At 56.0% G+C, this 19,519-nt stretch carries 15 protein-coding genes; 8 read left to right on the top strand and 7 right to left on the bottom strand.

The window, feature by feature from the left end:
- The first annotated feature begins 72 nt into the window (after positions 1-72).
- From N2K86_RS05525 to N2K86_RS05505, 5 genes are all read left to right on the top strand, one after another.
- The gene (locus tag N2K86_RS05525; protein WP_260660755.1) at positions 73-1,641 is read left to right on the top strand and encodes an ABC transporter substrate-binding protein; all 1,569 of its coding nucleotides are present in this window, start codon (positions 73-75) and stop codon (positions 1,639-1,641) included.
- Between the two features lie 98 nt (positions 1,642-1,739).
- A complete protein-coding gene (locus N2K86_RS05520; protein ID WP_260660754.1) occupies positions 1,740-2,753 on the top strand; it encodes an ABC transporter permease in 1,014 nt (337 codons plus the stop codon).
- Positions 2,753-3,586 (top strand): ABC transporter permease, encoded by an 834-nt coding sequence (locus tag N2K86_RS05515; protein ID WP_260660753.1) that lies wholly within the window; start codon positions 2,753-2,755, stop codon positions 3,584-3,586. Before N2K86_RS05520 ends, N2K86_RS05515 begins: the two co-directional genes overlap by 1 nt.
- Positions 3,579-4,415 (top strand): ABC transporter ATP-binding protein, encoded by an 837-nt coding sequence (locus N2K86_RS05510; RefSeq protein ID WP_260660752.1) that lies wholly within the window; start codon positions 3,579-3,581, stop codon positions 4,413-4,415. Before N2K86_RS05515 ends, N2K86_RS05510 begins: the two co-directional genes overlap by 8 nt.
- Positions 4,402-5,106 (top strand): ABC transporter ATP-binding protein, encoded by a 705-nt coding sequence (locus N2K86_RS05505; protein ID WP_260660751.1) that lies wholly within the window; start codon positions 4,402-4,404, stop codon positions 5,104-5,106. Before N2K86_RS05510 ends, N2K86_RS05505 begins: the two co-directional genes overlap by 14 nt.
- A gap of 108 nt (positions 5,107-5,214) precedes the next feature.
- Here N2K86_RS05505 and N2K86_RS05500 read toward each other — a convergent pair whose 3' ends face one another.
- The 4 genes from N2K86_RS05500 to budA form a co-directional block, all read right to left on the bottom strand.
- A complete protein-coding gene (locus N2K86_RS05500; protein ID WP_193357202.1) occupies positions 5,215-5,688 on the bottom strand; it encodes a cold-shock protein in 474 nt (157 codons plus the stop codon).
- Positions 5,689-5,819: 131 nt separating this feature from the next.
- Positions 5,820-6,590, bottom strand: coding sequence for a (S)-acetoin forming diacetyl reductase (locus N2K86_RS05495; protein WP_260660750.1), 771 nt, complete (start codon positions 6,588-6,590; stop codon positions 5,820-5,822).
- A 20-nt stretch (positions 6,591-6,610) separates the two neighbouring features.
- The gene (gene alsS / locus N2K86_RS05490; protein ID WP_407065270.1) at positions 6,611-8,332 is read right to left on the bottom strand and encodes an acetolactate synthase AlsS; all 1,722 of its coding nucleotides are present in this window, start codon (positions 8,330-8,332) and stop codon (positions 6,611-6,613) included.
- Entirely contained in the window at positions 8,304-9,083 is a 780-nt protein-coding gene (gene budA / locus N2K86_RS05485) for an acetolactate decarboxylase (RefSeq protein ID WP_120279388.1), read from the bottom strand. Before budA ends, alsS begins: the two co-directional genes overlap by 29 nt.
- 105 nt (positions 9,084-9,188) lie before the next feature.
- Between budA and N2K86_RS05480 the strand changes: the two genes are divergently transcribed.
- The 3 genes from N2K86_RS05480 (at position 9,189) to N2K86_RS05470 (ending at position 13,268) form a co-directional block, all read left to right on the top strand.
- A complete protein-coding gene (locus N2K86_RS05480; protein ID WP_260660749.1) occupies positions 9,189-10,070 on the top strand; it encodes a LysR family transcriptional regulator in 882 nt (293 codons plus the stop codon).
- A gap of 230 nt (positions 10,071-10,300) precedes the next feature.
- The gene (locus N2K86_RS05475) at positions 10,301-10,756 is read left to right on the top strand and encodes a hypothetical protein (RefSeq protein ID WP_260660748.1); all 456 of its coding nucleotides are present in this window, start codon (positions 10,301-10,303) and stop codon (positions 10,754-10,756) included.
- 517 nt (positions 10,757-11,273) lie between these two features.
- On the top strand, positions 11,274-13,268 hold the full coding sequence (locus N2K86_RS05470) for an ATP-binding protein (protein ID WP_260660747.1): 1,995 nt from the start codon (positions 11,274-11,276) through the stop codon (positions 13,266-13,268).
- Between the two features lie 1,159 nt (positions 13,269-14,427).
- Here the strand turns inward: N2K86_RS05470 and N2K86_RS05465 are convergent.
- The 3 genes from N2K86_RS05465 to N2K86_RS05455 are packed head-to-tail and all read right to left on the bottom strand — an operon-like array spanning position 14,428 to position 19,510.
- Positions 14,428-14,832 carry an SMI1/KNR4 family protein gene (locus tag N2K86_RS05465; RefSeq protein WP_260660746.1) on the bottom strand — a complete coding sequence of 135 codons (405 nt, stop codon included), beginning with the start codon at positions 14,830-14,832 and terminating at the stop codon, positions 14,428-14,430.
- Positions 14,832-19,055, bottom strand: coding sequence for an RHS repeat-associated core domain-containing protein (locus tag N2K86_RS05460; RefSeq protein WP_260660745.1), 4,224 nt, complete (start codon positions 19,053-19,055; stop codon positions 14,832-14,834). The genes N2K86_RS05465 and N2K86_RS05460 overlap by 1 nt, the downstream gene beginning before the upstream one ends.
- 17 nt (positions 19,056-19,072) lie before the next feature.
- Complete coding sequence (locus N2K86_RS05455; RefSeq protein WP_260660744.1) at positions 19,073-19,510, bottom strand: DUF1795 domain-containing protein; 438 nt, start codon at positions 19,508-19,510, stop codon at positions 19,073-19,075.
- Positions 19,511-19,519: the final 9 nt, after the last annotated feature.

Raw genomic sequence — 19,519 nt, 5'->3', positions numbered from 1 at the left:
TTGAGGAAATCCTCAGTCAGCCTAACGTAACGAAGCATATAACAATCACAATATATTTTTTCAGGGATCGCTATGACTAAAAAACTGCTGCCGTTACTGGTGCTGGCTGCGCTCTCAGGCGTTGCCCACGCTGCTACTCCGCCCAACACGCTGGTTGTCGCCCAGGGTCTTGATGATATCGTGAGCCTTGACCCGGCCGAGGCCAACGAGCTTTCCAGCATCCAGACCGTGCCGAGCCTGTATCAGCGTCTGGTACAGCCGGACCGCGATAACCCGGAAAAAATCACCCCGATTCTGGCGGAAAGCTGGGAGGCCGACGCGGCAGCAAAAACCCTGACGATTAAACTTAAGCCCGATGCGAAATTCGCCTCCGGCAACCCGCTGCGCCCGGAAGACGTGATCTTCTCTTATACCCGCGCCGTGACGCTGAACAAATCCCCGGCCTTTATCCTCAACGTGCTGGGCTGGGATTCCAGCAACATCGCCAGCCAGCTGAAAAAGGTGGACGATCACACCCTTACGCTTCACTGGACGGCGGACGTCAGCCCGTCTGTGGCGCTGAATATCCTCTCCACGCCGATAGCCTCCATCGTCGATGAAAAGCAGGTTGCTGCGAACGTGAAGGATAACGACTTCGGCAACGCGTGGCTGAAAATGCACTCGGCGGGCAGCGGCGCGTTCAAAATGCGCGTCTACCAGCCGCATCAGGCCATCGTGCTGGAAGCCAACGACTCCGCCCCCGGCGGCGCGCCGAAGCTGAAGAGCATCATCATTAAAAACGTTCCCGACCCGGCCTCCCGCCGCCTGCTTATCCAGCAGGGTGACGCGGACGTGGCGCGCGACCTGGGTGCAGACCAGATTAGCGCCCTGGACGGCAAGCCGGGCGTGAAGGTGCTGAGCATTCCTTCCGCCGAGCAGAATTACCTGGTGTTTAACACCGGCAACAGCACTAACCCGCTGCTGAACAACCCGGCGTTCTGGGAAGCCTCCCGCTGGCTGGTCGATTATGACGGCATCACCAAAGACCTGCTGAAAGGCCAGTACTTTGTCCACCAGAGCTTCCTGCCGGTCGGGCTGCCGGGCGCGCTGGAAGATAATCCGTTTAAGTTTGACCCGGCAAAAGCGAAAGCGATCCTCGCCAAAGCGGGCATTAAAGACGCGCACTTCACGCTGGACGTGGAGAACAAGCCGCCGTTTATCACTATCGCGCAATCCATGCAGGCGAGCTTTGCCCAGGGCGGCGTGAAGGTCGATTTGCTGCCTGCCGCCGGGAGCCAGGTGTATGCCCGCGTGCGCGCGAAGCAGCATCAGGCGGCGATTCGTCTGTGGATCCCGGACTACTTCGACGCCCACTCTAACGCCAGCGCCTTCGCGTGGAACGACGGCAAATCCAGCACCGTGGCCGGGCTTAACGGCTGGAAAATCCCGGAGCTGAACAAGGCCACGCTGGCGGCGGTTGCCGAGCCGGATCCGGCGAAGCGACTGGATCTGTATAAGAAGATGCAGGAACAGTTACAGCATAACTCGCCGTACGTGTTCGTTGACCAGGGCAAAACCCAGATCGTGGTGCGTGATAACGTGAAGGGGTATCAGCAGGGGCTGAACGCGGATATGGTCTGGTACGATCGCGTCACGAAGTAGCCCTTGTTGCCGGGTGGCGCTGCGCTTACCCGGCCTACGTTCTCGGTTTTTGTAGGCCGGGTAAGGCGAAGCCGCCACCCGGCGTGAAGAGATTTCCCATGCCACATCTTTCCACCCGCGTGCTTCAGGGTCTGCTGACCCTGCTGCTCACGCTCTTCGGGCTGCTGCTCGTCACGTTTGCGCTCTCGGCGTTTTCACCGGTCGATCGCGTGCTGCAGATCGTCGGCGATCACGCCAGCCAGTCAACCTACGATCAGGTTCGCCACCAGCTTGGGCTGGATCGGCCCCTGCCCGTGCAGTTCTGGCACTACCTGCAAAACCTTGCCCACGGGGATTTAGGCACCGCCAGCGCCACCGGGCAGCCGGTGTTGCAGGACCTGCTGCACGCGTTCCCCGCCACGCTGGAGCTGGCGACGTTGGCGTTAATCATCGGGTCCGTGCTCGGCGTGATTGCCGGGGTACTGTGCGCCCGCTACGCCGGTTCGCCGCTCGATCTCGCCATCAGAACCCTCACCCTGCTCGGCAATTCGGTGCCGATTTTCTGGCTCGGCCTGCTGATGCTGGCCCTGTTCTATGCGAAGCTGCAGTGGAGCGCTGGCCCCGGCAGGCTGGACGACATCTGGCAGTTCACCGTGGAGACGCGCACCGGCTTTGCGCTGATTGATACCTGGCTTTCCGGCGACCGCGAGGCGTTCCGCAACGCCATCAGCCACCTGGTGCTGCCGGTGCTGCTGCTGGCCTATTATTCGCTGGCAAGCATTACCCGCCTGACGCGCTCCGCCTGCCTGAGCGAGATGAACAAAGAGTACATCCTGCTTGCCCGCGCCAAGGGTGCCGGGGAGATGACTATTCTGCTGCGCCACGTGCTGCCAAACATTCGCGGCACCCTGCTGACGGTGATTGCCCTCGCCTACACCAGCATGCTGGAAGGCGCGGTACTGACCGAAACCGTCTTCTCCTGGCCGGGGATCGGGCGCTACCTCACCACCGCCCTGTTCGCCGGAGACACTACCGCCATCATGGGCGGCACGCTGCTGATTGGCGTGAGCTTTGTACTGATCAATAACCTTACCGACCTGCTTGTGCGGGCGACCGATCCCAGGGTGCGCTGATGCCGTTTTATCTTTTCTTACGCCGACTGCGCCGCTCTCCTGCCGCATTTTGCGGGCTGGTTGCCATCGCGCTGCTGGTCGTTATCGCCCTGTTCGCGCCATGGCTTGCGCCGCTTGACCCGAACTGGCAGGACGCCGCCGCGCGCTTACAGGCACCCAATATCCAGCACTGGCTGGGTACCGACAGCTACGGGCGCGACCTGCTTTCGCGCCTGATTTACGGCACGCGTCCGGCGCTCGGGCTGGTGGCGTTAGTCACCGTTATCACCCTGCCCGCCGGGCTGCTGGTGGGGATTTTGTCCGGCTACTACGGCGGCTGGATGGAGCGCATCCTGATGCGTTTTACCGACGTGGTGATGTCGATGCCGCGCCTGATCCTCGCCTTCGCGTTTGTGGCGATGCTCGGCCCCGGGCTGGTCAACGGCGCGCTGGCGCTGGCCTTAACCACCTGGCCTGCCTACGCGCGTCAGGCGCGGAGTGAAATTCAGCGTCTGCGCCACAGCGACTATCTCGCCGCCGCCGAGATGATGGGCATTCGCGGCCCGCGCCTGCTGATCGGCCATATTCTGCCCCTGTGCCTGCCGTCCGCGATTGTGCGGCTGGCGCTGGATCTGGCGGGGATTATTCTGGCGGCCGCCGGGCTGGGCTTCCTCGGTCTTGGCGCGCGTCCGCCGATGGCCGAATGGGGCGCAATGATCGCCGACGGCATGCAGGTCATTTTCGACCAGTGGTGGATTGCCGCCATTCCGGGCGGAGCGATTCTGTTTGCCAGCCTGGCCTTTAACCTGCTGGGCGACGGCCTGCGCGACGTACTGGAGCCACAGCATGACTGAACAACGCGTTATCGTCGATGCGCTGAATATCGACTACCCCGCCGCACGCGTGGTCAACAACCTGAGCTTCACGCTTGGCAACGAGCGGCTGGCGCTGGTGGGGGAATCCGGCTCGGGCAAGTCGATGTCCGCCCGCGCGCTTATGGGGCTGGTGCGCAAGCCCGGCATCGTAAGCGCGAACCGGCTTAACGTGCTCGGCAACGACCTGCTGACCCTGAACAGCCGACGCTGGCAGGCGCTGCGCGGCAACGGAATTGCGATGGTCCTGCAGGACCCGCGCTACGCGCTGAATCCGGCGAAGAACGTCGCCGCTCAGCTTGATGAGGCGCTGACCCTGCATCAGCGCCTGCCCCGCGCTGAACGCCTGGCGCGCATTCACGACATCATCCGCGCCGTCGGGCTGAGCGAGAACGTGCTGTCACGCTATCCCGGCGAACTCTCCGGGGGCATGGGCCAGCGGGTAATGATCGCCATTGCGCTGATCAACAACCCGCAGGTGCTGATTGCCGACGAACCGACCTCCGCGCTGGACGCCCGCCTGCGCAACCAGATCCTCGAACTGCTGGTGCAGCAGAGCGAAGAACGCCAGATGGCGATGCTGTTAATCAGCCACGATTTGCCGCTCGTCGCGGAACACTGCGACCGCGTGCTGGTGATGTATCAGGGCGAAAAGGTCGATGAGATGGCGGCGAGCCGTCTCCCGCAGGCGATGCACCCGTATACGCGCACCCTATGGACCTGCCGTCCGAACGCCAGTACCTATGGACAGATGCTGCCGACGCTGGACCGCTCGCAGCCGTGGAAGGAGACCGATAATGACGCTCGTTGAAGTTAAGGATCTCCAGGTGAGCTTCGGGGATAAAATGGCGGTGTCCGCCGCCAGCTTTGCCATCGAGAAAGGTGAAACCTTCAGCCTGATCGGCGAATCAGGCTGCGGGAAATCGACTCTTCTGCGCGTGCTGGCGGGGCTGCAGCGCGAGTGGAACGGCCACATTTCAGTCCTCGGGGAAAATTTACGGCCAGGACGACGTTTTGAAGGCGAGCTTCGCCGCAACGTGCAGATGGTATTTCAGGATCCGTGGGCGTCGCTGCACCCAAACCACACCATTGCGCGCACCCTGTCGGAGCCGTTAAACATTCGCGGCGAAACCCAGGTTGCCGAAAAGGTGGCGGATGCGCTACAGCAGGTAGGGCTTTCAGCCGACGCGGGTAAACGTTATCCGCACCAGCTTTCCGGCGGGCAGCGCCAGCGCGTGGCCATTGCCCGCGCGCTGCTGCTGCGCCCTCAGCTTCTGCTGCTGGACGAGCCGACTTCGGCGCTGGATATGTCCGTGCAGGCGGAAATACTCAATCTTTTGAACCGCCTGAAAGCCGAGCACGGCATGACCTATCTGCTGGTGAGCCATGATGCGGACGTGATTGCCCATATGTCCGACCGGGCGGCGTTTATGGCGCACGGGGAGATCCAGCAGGTATTTGACCGGGAGGCGATGTTACGGGGCGAGCACAGGATGGGTTAAGTGCGCGCGGCGGTGCCCGGTGGCGCTGCGCTTACCGGGCCTACGTTTCGTATCGCGTTGAGTGTTTTTCGTAGGCCGGGTAAGGCATCGCCGCCACCCGGCAAACAATTACTTCAGCAGCTTCACCGTGGCATCGATGTCGATCTCGTCTTCGGTAAAGATCATCGTCGTGTTCTGGAAGGTGGTGATCGCCAGCTTCTTCACCGTGCGCATTTCGCCCGGCTTTTTCTCGGATTTCGGCTTGATGCTGTTCATCAGCAGCCCCACCGACAGCACCGCATTCTCTTTGTCGATTTTGGTATCAACCGGTTCTTCTTCGTTAAACACCACGAAGGATTTGATCGAGGTGAGCTTCACGCGCTCGCCCGCAATAAAGAGATGCTTGCTTTCCGGGATCACCTTCACCGCATAGGCGGAAAGGCCTTTGTTGTTGGTGGTTGGCTCGAAGGTCACCGCCGCATCTTTCTTAATCAGATCAGGGTTGGCGACCTTAATCACATGAAAATAGCGGTTGTCGCCGTTTTCATCTTTGATAAATCCAAAGCCTTTATCTTTAAACCACGTTGTGATTGTACCGTTCATCGCTGTTACCGCCTGTCAGATCTCTGAGACTAAAGTTTTGCAGCGCGCAGTGTAATGCACAATGGCTAAGGAGACAAAAAAAAGCCCCTGCACGGGGGCAGGGGAAAGTTCATGTCAGAGCTTATTAGAATTTAGTTGAATACCATCCCACCATCGATGAGCAGAGACTGGCCGGTCATGTAGTCGGAATCCGGTCCTGCCAGGTATGAGACGCAGGCTGCCACATCTTCCGGTTCAGACAAACGGCCAAGCGTGATGCGTTTGGCAAAGGTTTCAGTTCCGTAGCCGAGCGGTTTACCCGCCGCCTCGGAGACCTGACGGTCGATCTCCGCCCACATCGGCGTTTTGACGATGCCCGGGCAGTAGGCGTTAACGGTGATCCCCAGCGGCGCGAGATCCCGCGCGGCGGTCTGGGTTAAGCCGCGAACCGCGAACTTGCTGGAACTGTAGACGGCCAGCTCCGGGTTACCGGTGTGGCCCGCCTGAGAGCAGGCGTTGATGATCTTGCCGCCGTGTCCCTCTTTGCGGAAGGCGTCAATCGCGGCCTGGATCCCCCAGATCACCCCTTTCACGTTAATGTTGTAGACCTTGTCGACAATCTCCGGCGTGATGGATTCGATAGGGGTAGACGGCGCAACCCCGGCGTTGTTAACGATCACGTCGAAGCCGCCCAGCGCGGTGCGGGCTTTCTCCACCGCCGCGAACACCTGGTCACGGCTAGATACGTCCACCTTCACGGCGACGGCTTTACCGCCGTTGCGGGTGATTTCATCGGCTACCGCTTTCGCCGTCTCCTCGTTGTAATCCGCGATGGCGACGGCAAAGCCATCTTTCACCAGGCGAAGCGCAATCGCTTTACCAATCCCCTGGCCTGAGCCTGTTACGAGAGCCACTTTTTGCATTTCTCTGTCCTTATGTTGATTCACAAAATCTGGCTGAGATGGAGCTGACCCATCAGCAGCGGGTTATCGCTGTAGTCGACGGGAATGGCCACCACGGCCGGGCCGTCGACATCCATTGCCGCACGCAGCGTCGGCTCCAGCGCATCCGCACTTTCGACGGCAAAGCCCTTCGCGCCGAAGGCGTCGGCATAGACTTTGAAATCGACCGGGCCGAACTCGACGCCGGAAAGACGCTGGTATTTTTTCTCTTCCTGGATGGCCACCATGTTGTAGGCGTTATCCACCCAGATGATGTGCAGCACGTTGGCGTTGAGGCGTACCGCGGTTTCCAGCTCCATGCTGGATTGCAGGAAGCCGCCGTCACCGGAGACCGACACCACCTTGCGACCCGGGTTCACCAGCCACGCGCCAATCGCCCACGGCAGGGCAACGCCCATGGTCTGCTGACCGTTGGAGATCATCACCTGGCGCGCCCGGAAGCTGTAGAGGTAGCGGGCGATCCAGATGTGGAAGCTGCCCATGTCGACGGTGAGCGTTACGTCGTTATTCACGATGTCCTGCATGGCGCGCACGATGCGCAGCGGATGCAGGGCAAACTGGTTGAGCGAGGCGCCGCGGCGATCGAGCAGATCCCGCTGATGCTGGCGATCGACCAGAATTTCGGAGGCCCGCTGGCTCAGCTCAAGCTTGTGATCGATGCGATTCGCCAGCAGGTTCAGGGTTTCAGCGATGTCCCCCACCAGCTCCAGATCCGGGACGTAGTTACGTTCTTCATAGGCGGGCAGCACGTCGATGTGCACCAGCGTCGCGTCACCGCTGTTCCACATGGACGGCTCGTACTCCACCGGGCTGTAGCCGATGCAGATAATCAGATCTGCCAGATGGAGCAGCCGGTCGCCCGCCTGGTTATTGAACAGACCGACGCGTCCGGCGAAGCGAGTGAAGTGCTCCTGGTTCACCGCCCCGGCGGCCTGATAGGTGCTGGTAACCGGGATGCGGCTTTTCTCCAACAGCTTGCGCAGCGCGTCGCTGTTGGCCGGCTGGCTCGCCATCAGCCCCAGCAGGATGACCGGGTTTTTGGCGTTTTCGATCAGCTTCGCCACGTCGTTGATGGCTGACTCCGGTGCCGGGCCCATCAGCGCGGGACCGCTGGCGGGTAAAATCGCGCCCGTCGCGGGCTGGTCGACAATATCCTGCGGCAGGCTGACGAAGGCGCCCCCCGGCCTGCCGTGCTCGGCGGCGCGAAACGCGTTCGACACCACCTCGGCAATCGCGTCCGGCGCACTCACCTCCACGGCGTATTTGGTGACCGGGCTGAACATGGCGACGGTGTCCATGCTCTGGTGCACCAGCTTGGCTTTATCCGCCCGCTTCACCGCCCCGCCCAGCGCCACCACCGGATCGCCTTCGCTGTTGGCGGTGGCGATGCCGGTGATCAGGTTTGAACAGCCCGGCCCGGAGGTGACCATCGCCACCCCGGCCTTGCCGGTCAACCGCCCTACCGCTGCCGCCATAAACGCCGCGTTGGCCTCGTGACGCACCGGGATAATCTCGATGGAGGAGTCCAGCAGGGAGTCAAAGACCTTGTCGATTTTCGCGCCGGGGATGCCGAAGACCTGCTTCACGCCCTGCGCTTCCAGCTGGCCGACAACCAAATCGGCGCCGTGCGCCCACTGACGTGACTGTTTCTCACTGTTCACGGTAGTTCTCCTGTTAGTTTTCGACGGCGCGGATAGCCGCATCAAGGTTGCTGGGGTGCAGGTTGGCCTGTAAAAAGGCGCTGTCGGCGGGAAGATCAATCATCAGCTTGTGAATTTCACCGAAGGTGAGCACGCCGCTCTCCAGCTGGTAGTCGAGCAGATGGCCCCCGCCCTGACGGTCGTCGGTGATGAAATGCTCGTGATAGCCCGCCACGTTGATGCCCTGCATGTGCTGCGGCGTGCGGAACCCGACCAGTACGCCCTCGCGCTGGTTAAAGCGGAACACCGGCTGGTCGTCCAGCACGTCGGTCATCGCGCGGTACGGCGGCGTCTGGCGCGGTACGGTGCGGGTGTGGGCGTGGCGGAAGTTACCGTCGATGCGCAGCGCGCAGAACAGGTTATCGGAGGGGATCTGCTGGTCGATGACGTCGTGGATCTGCTGACGGCTGACCGGCCCGTCGAAGGTTTTGCGGTACTGCGGCTGGAACCAGGTCATCACCGCGAACGGCGTTTTCTGCTCCGGCTTCGCGGCGCGGGCGCTGCCGTCGGCGCGCAGCTGGTACACCTGGCTGCTGAAGGCAATCATTTCGCCGTCCAGCTCGTTGAAGGTGCCCAGACCAAAATCACCGTGTGCCAGCAGATCGGCGATGGTGGTCTCTCCTTCATACACGCCGCTTAGCAGGGCGCTCATTAGCGATGTCTGATAGATCACGCTGTCAGGATGCTGAGCAGAGAACCCGCGCAGGGTCTCGCACAGGCTGGCTTCACAGTCGCAGGCAGATGAATGCTCCATCATGCTCGTCCTCTTCAACTTTATTTAGAAAGGTTAAATAAATGTTGACCCGATTCAGCAGAGAGTTCCAATATAGAAACCATGCTGGTTTGAGACGTTTTAGATATGGAACTTCGTTATCTGCGCTATTTTGTCGCGGTTGCACGCGAGCGACACTTCACCAGGGCGGCCGAAGCGCTGGGTATTTCACAGCCTCCTCTGAGTCAGCAGATCAAACGGCTCGAAGAGGAAGTGGGCACGCCGCTGTTCAGGCGCCTGACGCGGGGCGTGGAGCTGACCGAGGCGGGAGAAGCCTTCTATGAGGATGCCTGCAAGATCCTGGCGCTGAGCGACGCCGCGCTGGAAAAGGCCCGCGGCATTGCGCGCGGGCTGAACGGCAGCCTGTCGATTGGCATCACCAGCTCCGACGCTTTTCATCCCAAAATTTTCGCGCTGATCCGCCAGTTTCAGGTGCAGAACATGGCGGTACAGGTTCACCAGGTGGAAGCCAATATGTCGTCGCTGACGACGATGCTGGCGGAGGGTGAACTGGATATTGCCTTCGTGCGCCTGCCGTGCGAAAGCAGCAAGGTGTTTGAGTTAAAAATCCTCGACCGGGAGCCGATGGTGGTGGCGCTGCACCGCGATCATCCGCTGGCGGCGTACGATTCGCTGGCGTTAGAACAACTGCGGGATACGCCGGTGGTGCTGTTCCCGCAGGAGGTCGCGCCGGGCCTGTATGACCGGGTTTACAGCTGCTGCGAGCGGGCCGGGATTGACGTGCAGCGCGCGCTACAGTCGTCGCAGCTTTCATCCTCCCTGAGCATGGTTTCCGCAGGCGGCGGGTTCGCGCTGGTACCGAAATCCATGGCGGCCATTTCTCCGCCGAATGTCACCTATCACGCGCTGAGCTCGCCGGCGCTCTATACCGATATCGCGCTCTGCTGGCGGCGCTTTGAACGTTCGCGGACGGTGAAGCGGTTTCTGGCGATGATGAGCGAGGGGTAGCGGCCGGTTTGGTTGGGGGTTGTTGTAGGCCGGGTAAGGCGTAGCCGCCACCCGGCAATGCCCTTCTGGAAGCCGCCTCGCAAACCTGCAAGCAACCTGATGTAATTCAGGAGCATCCCTTTTCATCCTTTCTTCACGGTCGTAAAGTGCCTGCGTTGCGGCACATCCGTAACCGGGCGTAGGAACCCGTTAGCATAACGTGACGTTAAATTGCAAAAAGAGGATGCTAAATGGCTACTATTCCTGAGTTTTCTTATGCGCTTTCTGAAGAAAGCGCTGTTCATCATCTCATCAGACTTCCCCTTTCCGATTCTGCGGATCTCTTCGAGCTGGCCGATGCCTGCACCGCGTATGTTAGCGTGCTGGTGGAAACTGACGACGCGGTGACGTTTGCCACGCTCTGCAAGCGATTGCTGGCTGTGCTGAAGCGGCTGCGTGAGTGCTGCGATGCCGAACTGCCTTCGTATCTGGTTGAACAATTGATCGCAGGGGAAAAGATTACCTCCTGCGTGCCGGACTGCTGGCAGGAGACGACGCTGCAAGTGGACTATGCCGTGGCGTTAACGCTGGCGGTGATGGACGGGACACTGCCTGCGAGCGTGGCGAAAGAACTCACCGGACTGCTGCATGATATGGTCTGGCTGTTGGCGGAGTTTGTGAAGGAGCCGTATATAACGGCGCACTGAGGCGGGTGAATGGAGGCCGGGGTTCTGCTGGGTAAGAAGCAGGATTTCGGCCTTAAGCAAAATTCAATGTTGTTAGTGGAATGTCTGCCAGGAGCGAAGAGCAGACCTTCGGTTACAGCTCGATCAGCGCTGATAGTTACCCGCCGCACGGTTCATTACGGCCCATATGGTTTTCATATCCCTTTGTCCTTCTACCAATGACTGTCGGGCCAGAATATCACAGCGCTGCCGCGCTACATCCACCCGTCTGCAGTTTCTGGAACGATAAATTTTTCACTACAACATATGAGGTGTTTAAGCATCGCGTTAATCTTGATGCTGAGAGTTCCGGCCATAGGTAGAGTGCGGGCTTAAGGGCATTAGGCGCGATTTTTTTACTGAAATTTCTACGGCACTCTTAACGTGTTTATGAGTGTTAGTTTGATCTTGGTAAGGTTCTTTAAAAACCTATCTTGATGTTACTAAATTACCCTATAAAATGTAAAAAAGTCAATTTCATCATTGGATGTGAACGCAAATGGCAAAGCAGATTATTCAAGGAACAACTGAAATTAACAGTTTGGGTATCAAGAATCATTTTGAATCAGTTGAACCTGTACAGGCGATATTGGAACTCGTATGGAATGGATTTGATGCTGGAGCTAAGAATATTAACATAAACATTGTTTATGACAATTTTGATACAGTAAAAAACCTGACCATTCTTGATGATGGTGACGGGATAAACTTTACTGATTTAGGAAGCAACTTTAATCGATTTAATGATTCATTAAAAAAGACAAGCATTGATCAACACGGTTCTAAAGGTCGAGGACGTTTATCATTTCATAGACTTTGCCATCAGGCTATCTGGTATACCAAATACTTAGGTAGAAATGCTTATATCAAGATTAATGATGAGGATATTAAGGCATATGAAGCTCAAATTGATATCGACGCTGAAGAGCAAAACAATTTATTGAATGCAATGGATAAAGGGACGTGTGTTGAATTAACATTATTACACTCAAGTCTTCCAGATAGAAGTGAACTGATTTCTATTTTGTCCAATGAGTTTTGTTGTAAATTGGCATTGGATGATGAAAGGAGAATTTTTGTAAATGGTACTGAAATTGACATCCCAGAACACGAAATAAAAGAGATCTCCTTCGAGATTGAAAACAATAACTTCATGGTAAAAGGGATTCGCTGGGATAAAAAACCGGCGACTGAAAAATCATTTATCTATTTGACTGACAGTTCCGGAAAAATTGTTCACAAAGAATCCACAACATTCAATAAAAAAAGAGATTTTCATTTGAGTATATTTGTTTCATCTGTTTGGGCTGATACTTTTAGCTCTAATGGTGATGACATTTTTTCAACAGCTAAAAGTAATCCTGATTCTAAAGCATGGCGGCAGTTAGTTAAAAACGTCTTAAAATTCTCAAGATCTATATATGATGATTTTCTGCGAGTGCAGGTTGAAAAAGCCATACAAAAACTTGAGGAGGATGGTGCATTTCCTACATACAATGAATATGATATAACATATGCTAACTGGAAAAGAAATAATATTAAGCAGGTTGTAAGAAGTATTTACATTGCCGATCCTCAGTTTCTGGTATCTCTCACTATAAAGCAGAAAAAGATAATCATCAGGCTTCTTGATAAGATGCTCGTGTCAAATCAAAATGAAGATTTATTTGATATCCTTGAAAGTGTTTTAGATTTAAGTGATAGTGATCTTTCTAGGTTTGCATCACAATTGAAAAAAACAAAATTAGAAAATATTATAAGTTCAATTGAGGAATTGCAAAGAAGGCGTTTTGCGGTTGAGAAATTAAAGCTAATAATGAACGAGCATTATAAAGAAGTTCTAGAAACGCCTGACTTACAAAAAATCATTGAAAAAAATAACACATGGTTATTTGGTGAAAGATACGAAACTATAGGTGCGGAGGAAGATACTTTTACTAAGATTGCAAAATCATTGAGGGATAGTGTTTACTCCATCAATAACATAGATGAACAAGATGTGGAAAATGGAGAGGATATTATAGGTGCCAAGAGACAAACGGATTTATTCTTAGCCAGAAGGATGCCAACGTTTGACTCTAATGGGAATAAGATTTTTAGATGCATAATTATTGAAATTAAAAGACCAAGCATAGCCCTCAATGTTAAGCATTTACGTCAACTTGAAGATTATGCTGGGATTATTAAACGGCATCCTGAGTTTTCTAGCCAAAATTTGCATTTTGAATTAATCCTTATAGGTAGGAAAATTTCTAGTCAAGATATAGAGATTCCTACTCGCTTGTCAAACTATGCTGGGCGTGGTGATGTTGGTTTAGTATCTGATGATGCAAATATGAAGCGTTACGTTAAGAATTGGTACACAATATTTGATACTTTTGAATTGACGAATAGTTTCATGCTTGAGAAATTACAAATGGAAAGAGATATAATTGAAAAGAAATCTAGAGAGGACCTAGTTAAGGAATTACAAGAAGAAAGTGTTGATGCTTAAAACTAAAATATCGATACTACACTTGAAGAGGTTCTTTCCTTATTAGTTTAGTATTCATGAAAAGAAAAGGGTTGCATTAAAATGTAACCCTGAATTATTGAATTGAAGCACCTCACATTAACTACTCATAGTTTTCCTTCCAATATTTTAGAATCTATTATTTCTTTAGTTTTTAAACCATTGTGCTGCTCACCATAATTTAACACTTACAGTAATCAGGAACTTCCGCTTTTGGCACGAAGCGGGCAAACTAACCGAGTTGATGGCCTGCTGTGAGCGAAGATCGGACATTCAAAACAATGGTAAAAAAGTTGTGGCGAGAAAAATAGGGCAGGATCGTCTACCTAGATGGGATCAATCCAAGAAACTGCAATTTCATCCAAGTTTCCACATTATCAACCCACTAATAATCAACTATAATATTATAGAATAGTACATTCAAGATTAAAAAATTTGTTAAAGCGGCAACATTACACCCACACTCTTTGGCTATTATGGCCAAAGCATGAATATTAGTACCAACTCAATAAAGTTCAAAGGCTGGGACCTAATTTTACATACTTTTTATAACTAGAACCATTTTGTGATTCTAGTAAGGAAGGATTGACAAGCATCACTTTCAGTAGCAAAACATTCAACCTCTATGCGTTTTCCATGTTCACTATAAAAAACACGCCATAGCCCTCCATCGAGGATCAGACATAATGCCTCATCCTCAATACCATCAATAGAATAGCTATCTCTTGGTATGTTTAATTTATACAACTCATTTTGTAACTCTACTCTATCCACCGGTTAAGCCTTGTGCTTGCTAAATTAGTTTCAAATATCCGGAATCAATATGACTATTCATACATTATTGGAACTTATATTGAGTGACCGTATCCAATTAACCAAACAAAGGGACAGTTTTACTTCCCTATACGCTTGGTATATATCTCATAAATAATATAAGGTTGTGCATCAGTTCTCGGAGGAAAAGCGCGTATCAGATCTGAAAAACTTCAATAGTTACCGTCCAACATTAATAAACCCGACATAAGCCGGGCTATAAATTCTTAAATCAATGACTTAATTTAAATATTTAGACAGACTCTGACTTTAGATTTCGTCAACAACAACCTAACTATCGAGAATTTTAGAAACTGCCTCTTTACTTTCAAGCAAACAATTCTTCTAAAAATTCCGAGAACGAATCGGCAACCAACTCAACCTCTTTATCATCCATCAGAAAAATAAATACCTTCCCTAATGAATCATCAGATTTGAGAGATAGTAGAAAAGTGTTCCCCCCGTCATCATAAGCAAAAGGAACCATATTCCTTAACTCGCCAAACGACTCAATAAGGTCACGATAAAGTTGCTCAATCGGCAGATCACCATATTTTATAGGGTTAAAACCGCCAAGCATAAAAGGATTACCATCTTCATTATCATGAGGATATCCACCATTATTTTTAAGATAAAAATCAAGAAATGATGCGGGAAGATGATGATCAAAGTACGCATTGAATGCGTTGATTTCGTCTACAGTCAGTTTATTTGCTGAATCAGTAAGATACATTAACATTTTCCTCCAACGGTTCTGCGGGCACGGTTTCTAGCTGGATGAGTATAGGCATTTCCAGTGGCAGCCTTGTACTGACTAACGCCACCAGTATGCGAAATTCCCTGATGAGCACTTTGTTTAACCAATTGCATAGTCCCTTTGTTAGTTTCAGGATTATAATCATCAAGATGGTGCCAGACATAACCACTTGGCGTCGTTTTTTGATTTAATCCAGCCTCTATATTTGCAGCATGGAAATCTTGCAAATAATCCCCGGTATATTCAATAGAAACAACAGGATTAATGCCAGCTTTATTATACAAGGCATTACTTCCAGAATAATCCAGCCCGCCAGTAGGAGTTTGAACAACACCACTGTATCCACGCTCACTAAGCTTGGCGATTGGGTCAACGGTAAGACCCAGCGGATCAATCCACCCCAGCGGATTCGGCGCATACTGATAAAGGTTCCACCCGCCATTCAGCCCAATCGGATCCTGCACAATAAACCGCCCGACCTGCGGGTCGTAGTAGCGGAACAGGTTATAGTGCAGCCCCGTTTCACCGTCAGCGTACTGCCCGGCATAGCGAAGCGGCTGGTGTGCCATCGCCGTGCGATTCACAAGCCGTGAGAACCCTTCGCTCTGATGGCGCACCTCGCCAAAGCTGCCGTACTGGCCGCTCCAGCGCACCGCGCCGCGCTCGTCGGTCACTTCAAGCGGCGCGCCGTTCAGGTCGGTGTTGAACCAGTAAATCTCACCGCTGCTCTGGTCACGAAGATGATCCACCCGCGCCAGCGGGCTCCAGGCTTCATTCGGGTCGTATACATAGGTGCTGCACAGCCCGCTTTCCTGCTGCTCCTGCAACAGGCGGTAGCCCTGCCACAGGAAGCGCGTTTCGGTGGTGCCGTGCGTCGTGGTGACGATTTTGCGCGTGCGGCGGCCCAGCGCGTCGTAGTGATAGCGCGCCTCAAACCGCCCTTCCGGCCCGGTTCCCCGGGCGGACACCAGACGGTTCTCGGCGTCATACGCATAATGCTGTTCATACAGCCCGTTGCGGCGGCTGACCAGGTTGCCCCAGTGGTCGTATTTCATAAACAGCGCCTGCCAGTGCTGCAGGCGGTTATCCGTGACCGGTACCGGATCGTCACTGGCGGCGAGGTTATCCGCGGCGTCATAGCTGAACTGCGCGCGGCTGTGCCCCTGTCGGGCCTCGTAGTGCTTCAGCAGGCGCCCTTCGGCGTCGTAGCCGTAGTCCACCTCACCGCGCAGGGTGTCGCTGACGCCGGAAAGCTCACCGCGCGCGGTATAGCGATACAGGCGTTCCAGTATCGCCTGCTCCGGCAGGGTCACGTCCGTGCTCAATTCGCTGCGCTGCAGGGTGCGTCTGCCGAGGCTGTCATACTGACGGAGCTGCTCGCGCGCGCCCTGGGTGCGGCGAACTTCACGATGCAGGCGGTCGCGGGTGAACTCTGTCACCAGCTGCTGCCCGAAGCGGATGGCGCTGACGTGGCCGGAGCCGTAGTGCAGCCAGGCCAGCTTTTGCTCGCCGGGCAGCGTCAGGCCGGTCAGGTTGCTCAAGGCATCCCATTCATAGCCCACCGCGCCGTTAATGCCGGACTCGCTCAGCACGCGCCCGGCGGCGTCGTGGCGGTAAGCGATCTCATCGCTTTCGATACCCAGGGCAACGCCTTCAGCGGTTGGCGTGCGGCGGATGCGGGCGATCTGGCCGCTCAGGTCGCGGAAGTAGCGGTACTCCGCGTGGCGCTGAGTGCGCCCGATCAGCAGGCCGCTGTCGTCATAGCTAAACTGCTGGACGCGACGGGCGATACCGCCGTCGGCGGCAGGCCTGCCGTTTTCTTCGAGCGCGCAAAGGAACCCTCGCGCGTCCCATTCCATATGGCGCACGGTCTCGTCCGGGCGCGTTTCGCTGAGCGGTCGGCCCATGGCGTCGTAAGTGAAGCGGTATTCCGCCCCGTTGCCGTTATCGAGTCGCAGCAGGTTACCGCGCGGATCGTAGCGCCACTGGCGCACGCGGCCAATACGGTCGGTGAGGCTGACCGGGAGGCCGAGCGCGTTATAGGCCCAGCTCACCTCGCTTTCCAGCGGGTCGCGCCAGCCCGTGAGCTGGCCGCGTTCGTTCCACACCAGCGACTCGCGGCTGCCGTCCGGGTGGATCACGGCGCTCAGCAGCCCGGCACGGCTCCACTCCCGGCGCGTGATGTTCCCTTCCGCATCCTCGCTGGCAATCAGCTGCCCGAAGCGGTCGTAGGTGAAGCGGGTCACGCTGCCGGAGCAGTCGGTGCGCTGCGTCAGCAGCCCCTGGTGGTTCCAGACCAGGCGCACCACGCCGCCCGTGGCGTCGGTGATGCTCTCCGGCAGGTTTTCTTCATCATCGGGATAGCGATACGCGGTGGCGCTACCGGCCGGATCCGTCTCCGACAGCAGGCGACCGCGAAGATCGTACCTGGCCTGCGATGAGGTGCCGTCCGGGTACACCGTGCGGGTGATGCGGTCGGTCAGACGATACCAGTGATACTCCGTACGGCGGCCCGCCGGGTCCGTCTCGCTGGTCATGCGGCCATATTTGTCCCACGTGCTGCGGCGCATCGCCCCGCCGGGCAGGATGACGTCGCAGAGCTCGCCGTCGCGGTAGACAAAGCTCGTCTGGCGACCGTCGTAATCCGTGAAGCGCTCGACGTTGTCGTCGTCATCCACCAGCCAGTGCGCCTGCGCGCCGTCTTCGCGGGTCGCACGGCGGGTGCCGTTATCAAAATCGTATTCGAACGTCAGCTGTTCGCCGCCGCTGTGGCGGAAGCCGACCACGCGCGGCAGGCCGTCAATCTCCCGCCAGCGGTATTCGCTTAGCAGGCCGTTGGCGTCCTCATGGGCGCTCATCAGCCCGTCCTGCCAGCGGAAGCGTCGGCGCACGCTACCGCCCCGGCCAGTCACACAGACCAGCTGGCGCTGTTCATCATAAGCGTAACTGACCAGGCAGATCTCGTCATCCAGCCAGGCGCCGACGAGCCTGTCGCGGTCGTAGCGGCAGACCACGCGCTGGCCCGCGCTGTCGGTCAGAGCATGCAGGGTATTATCCGCATTCCACTCGAAGAGGATATCGTTGCCGCAGGGTTCAGAGATGCGCTGGAGCAGCGACGGAGCATCCTCCCGCAGCGGCGCATAGTGCCAGCGCTCGCCGCTGACGTCATACACCGACCAGCTGTCGTCCTGATGGTGTTCAAGCCAGTTCTTTTCGCTTTCACAGTAGGTGCGCATCCCTTTCGGGACCTTCGGGAAGGCGACGTAATCGCCGGACGGCGCGCGCCACACCAGGCCGTCCTGATAAGGCTCCAGGCGGCTTTCCCAGAACAGGCTCCAGCCGCGGCCCAGCACGCTGTCGCCGGGGTTGCCGCTGCGCCAGTAGCGCTGCCAGCGCACAGGAAGACGGGAAGGGAGGATGAAGTCCAGCTCATCATCCCCGCTGAGAAACTTCTGTCCGCTGACAATATCCACCGGGCGGGCGATGATCCCCGCGGCGGCCACGCCGGTCATCAGCGTGCCGGCGCGGCAGGCGATACGGGCCAGCTTATTGATCCCGGGAATTTTCCCCAGCAGCTTAGAGAGCGCCCCGACTTTGCCGGCGGCACCGCCCCACCCGCCAATCAACCCGGCGAACAGCAGGGTAAGATCGGAGACTTTATACAGCCACTCGGGGACTTCAGACTGAATGGGCAGGGTTTGCTGCGGATCGCCGCCGATAATGACGTTGTCCGAACCGGTCATCACCTTCGCGTCGCAGGTGGTGCGATCCCCGATGCGGGCCGCAGGCAGGCCGTTAATGGAAACACGTGAGGAGCCTTCGGCCATTTGCTGCGAGCCGTCGTCAGAGCACTTCACCGCGCTATCCGTGGCCATGGCGGCGGGTTTACCGTTGATAAACACATTGGGCGAGCCGGAGGTAATGACGCCTTTCTTCGTCATGCTGGATGCCCCGGCGTCCGCGATGCTGTCCCGGGCGGCGGTCGCCAGTTCCCCGGTGTAGTACCCCACGGCCAGGCTGGCGCCGACGAGCAGGACGCCCACGCCAAGGCAGGATGCGCCGAGTCCCGCAATAAACATCGCCCCTGCCAGAATGCCCCCGGCGGCGGCAATCAGGCCACCGACAATCGTTCCGGCAATCATCCCGGCCAGCGCACCGGAGTGGCCGATATCATCACCTACGCGTGCAGCTTCAAACATAACAACGGTCCCTGATGTTAATGGTGGAAACGGAAGCTCCTGAGAAGATCGCGAAACAGCGCGCGGTCGGCATCGCCCGGCGTGCGGGTGCAGGTCATGGTGAACACCAGAATTTTATCGTTCTCGACGTTAAATACGGCCTGCTGTTGCCAGATGCGTTTTCCGTCGCGCAGGTAGCTCGCATGGACGGTTTCACCCTGCAAAAGGCCGTCGCCCAGGGTAGCGGCGCTGCGCTCCCCCTGCTTCCAGCCCTTGATGTGTTTTTCCATCAGGGCGAGCTGGCGATCGATATACGCGGCAAGCGCTTCGCCGGGGTTGAGGGCATCGCGGGAGATGTTGAACGCTGGCGCATCCGCAGCGGGCGGCGCGAATACGTTGACGGTACGATCCTGATAACCTTCAGGAAAAGCGATCAGTCCTTCACTGAAAAGGCACTGCGAAGTTGGTTCTGACATTGAGCGGGT

Source organism: Enterobacter mori (genome assembly GCF_025244905.1).
GTDB lineage: Bacteria > Pseudomonadota > Gammaproteobacteria > Enterobacterales > Enterobacteriaceae > Enterobacter > Enterobacter mori_A.
The sequence above is the reverse complement of the archived record's forward strand: the minus strand, read 5'-3'. Positions and strand labels throughout refer to the sequence as shown.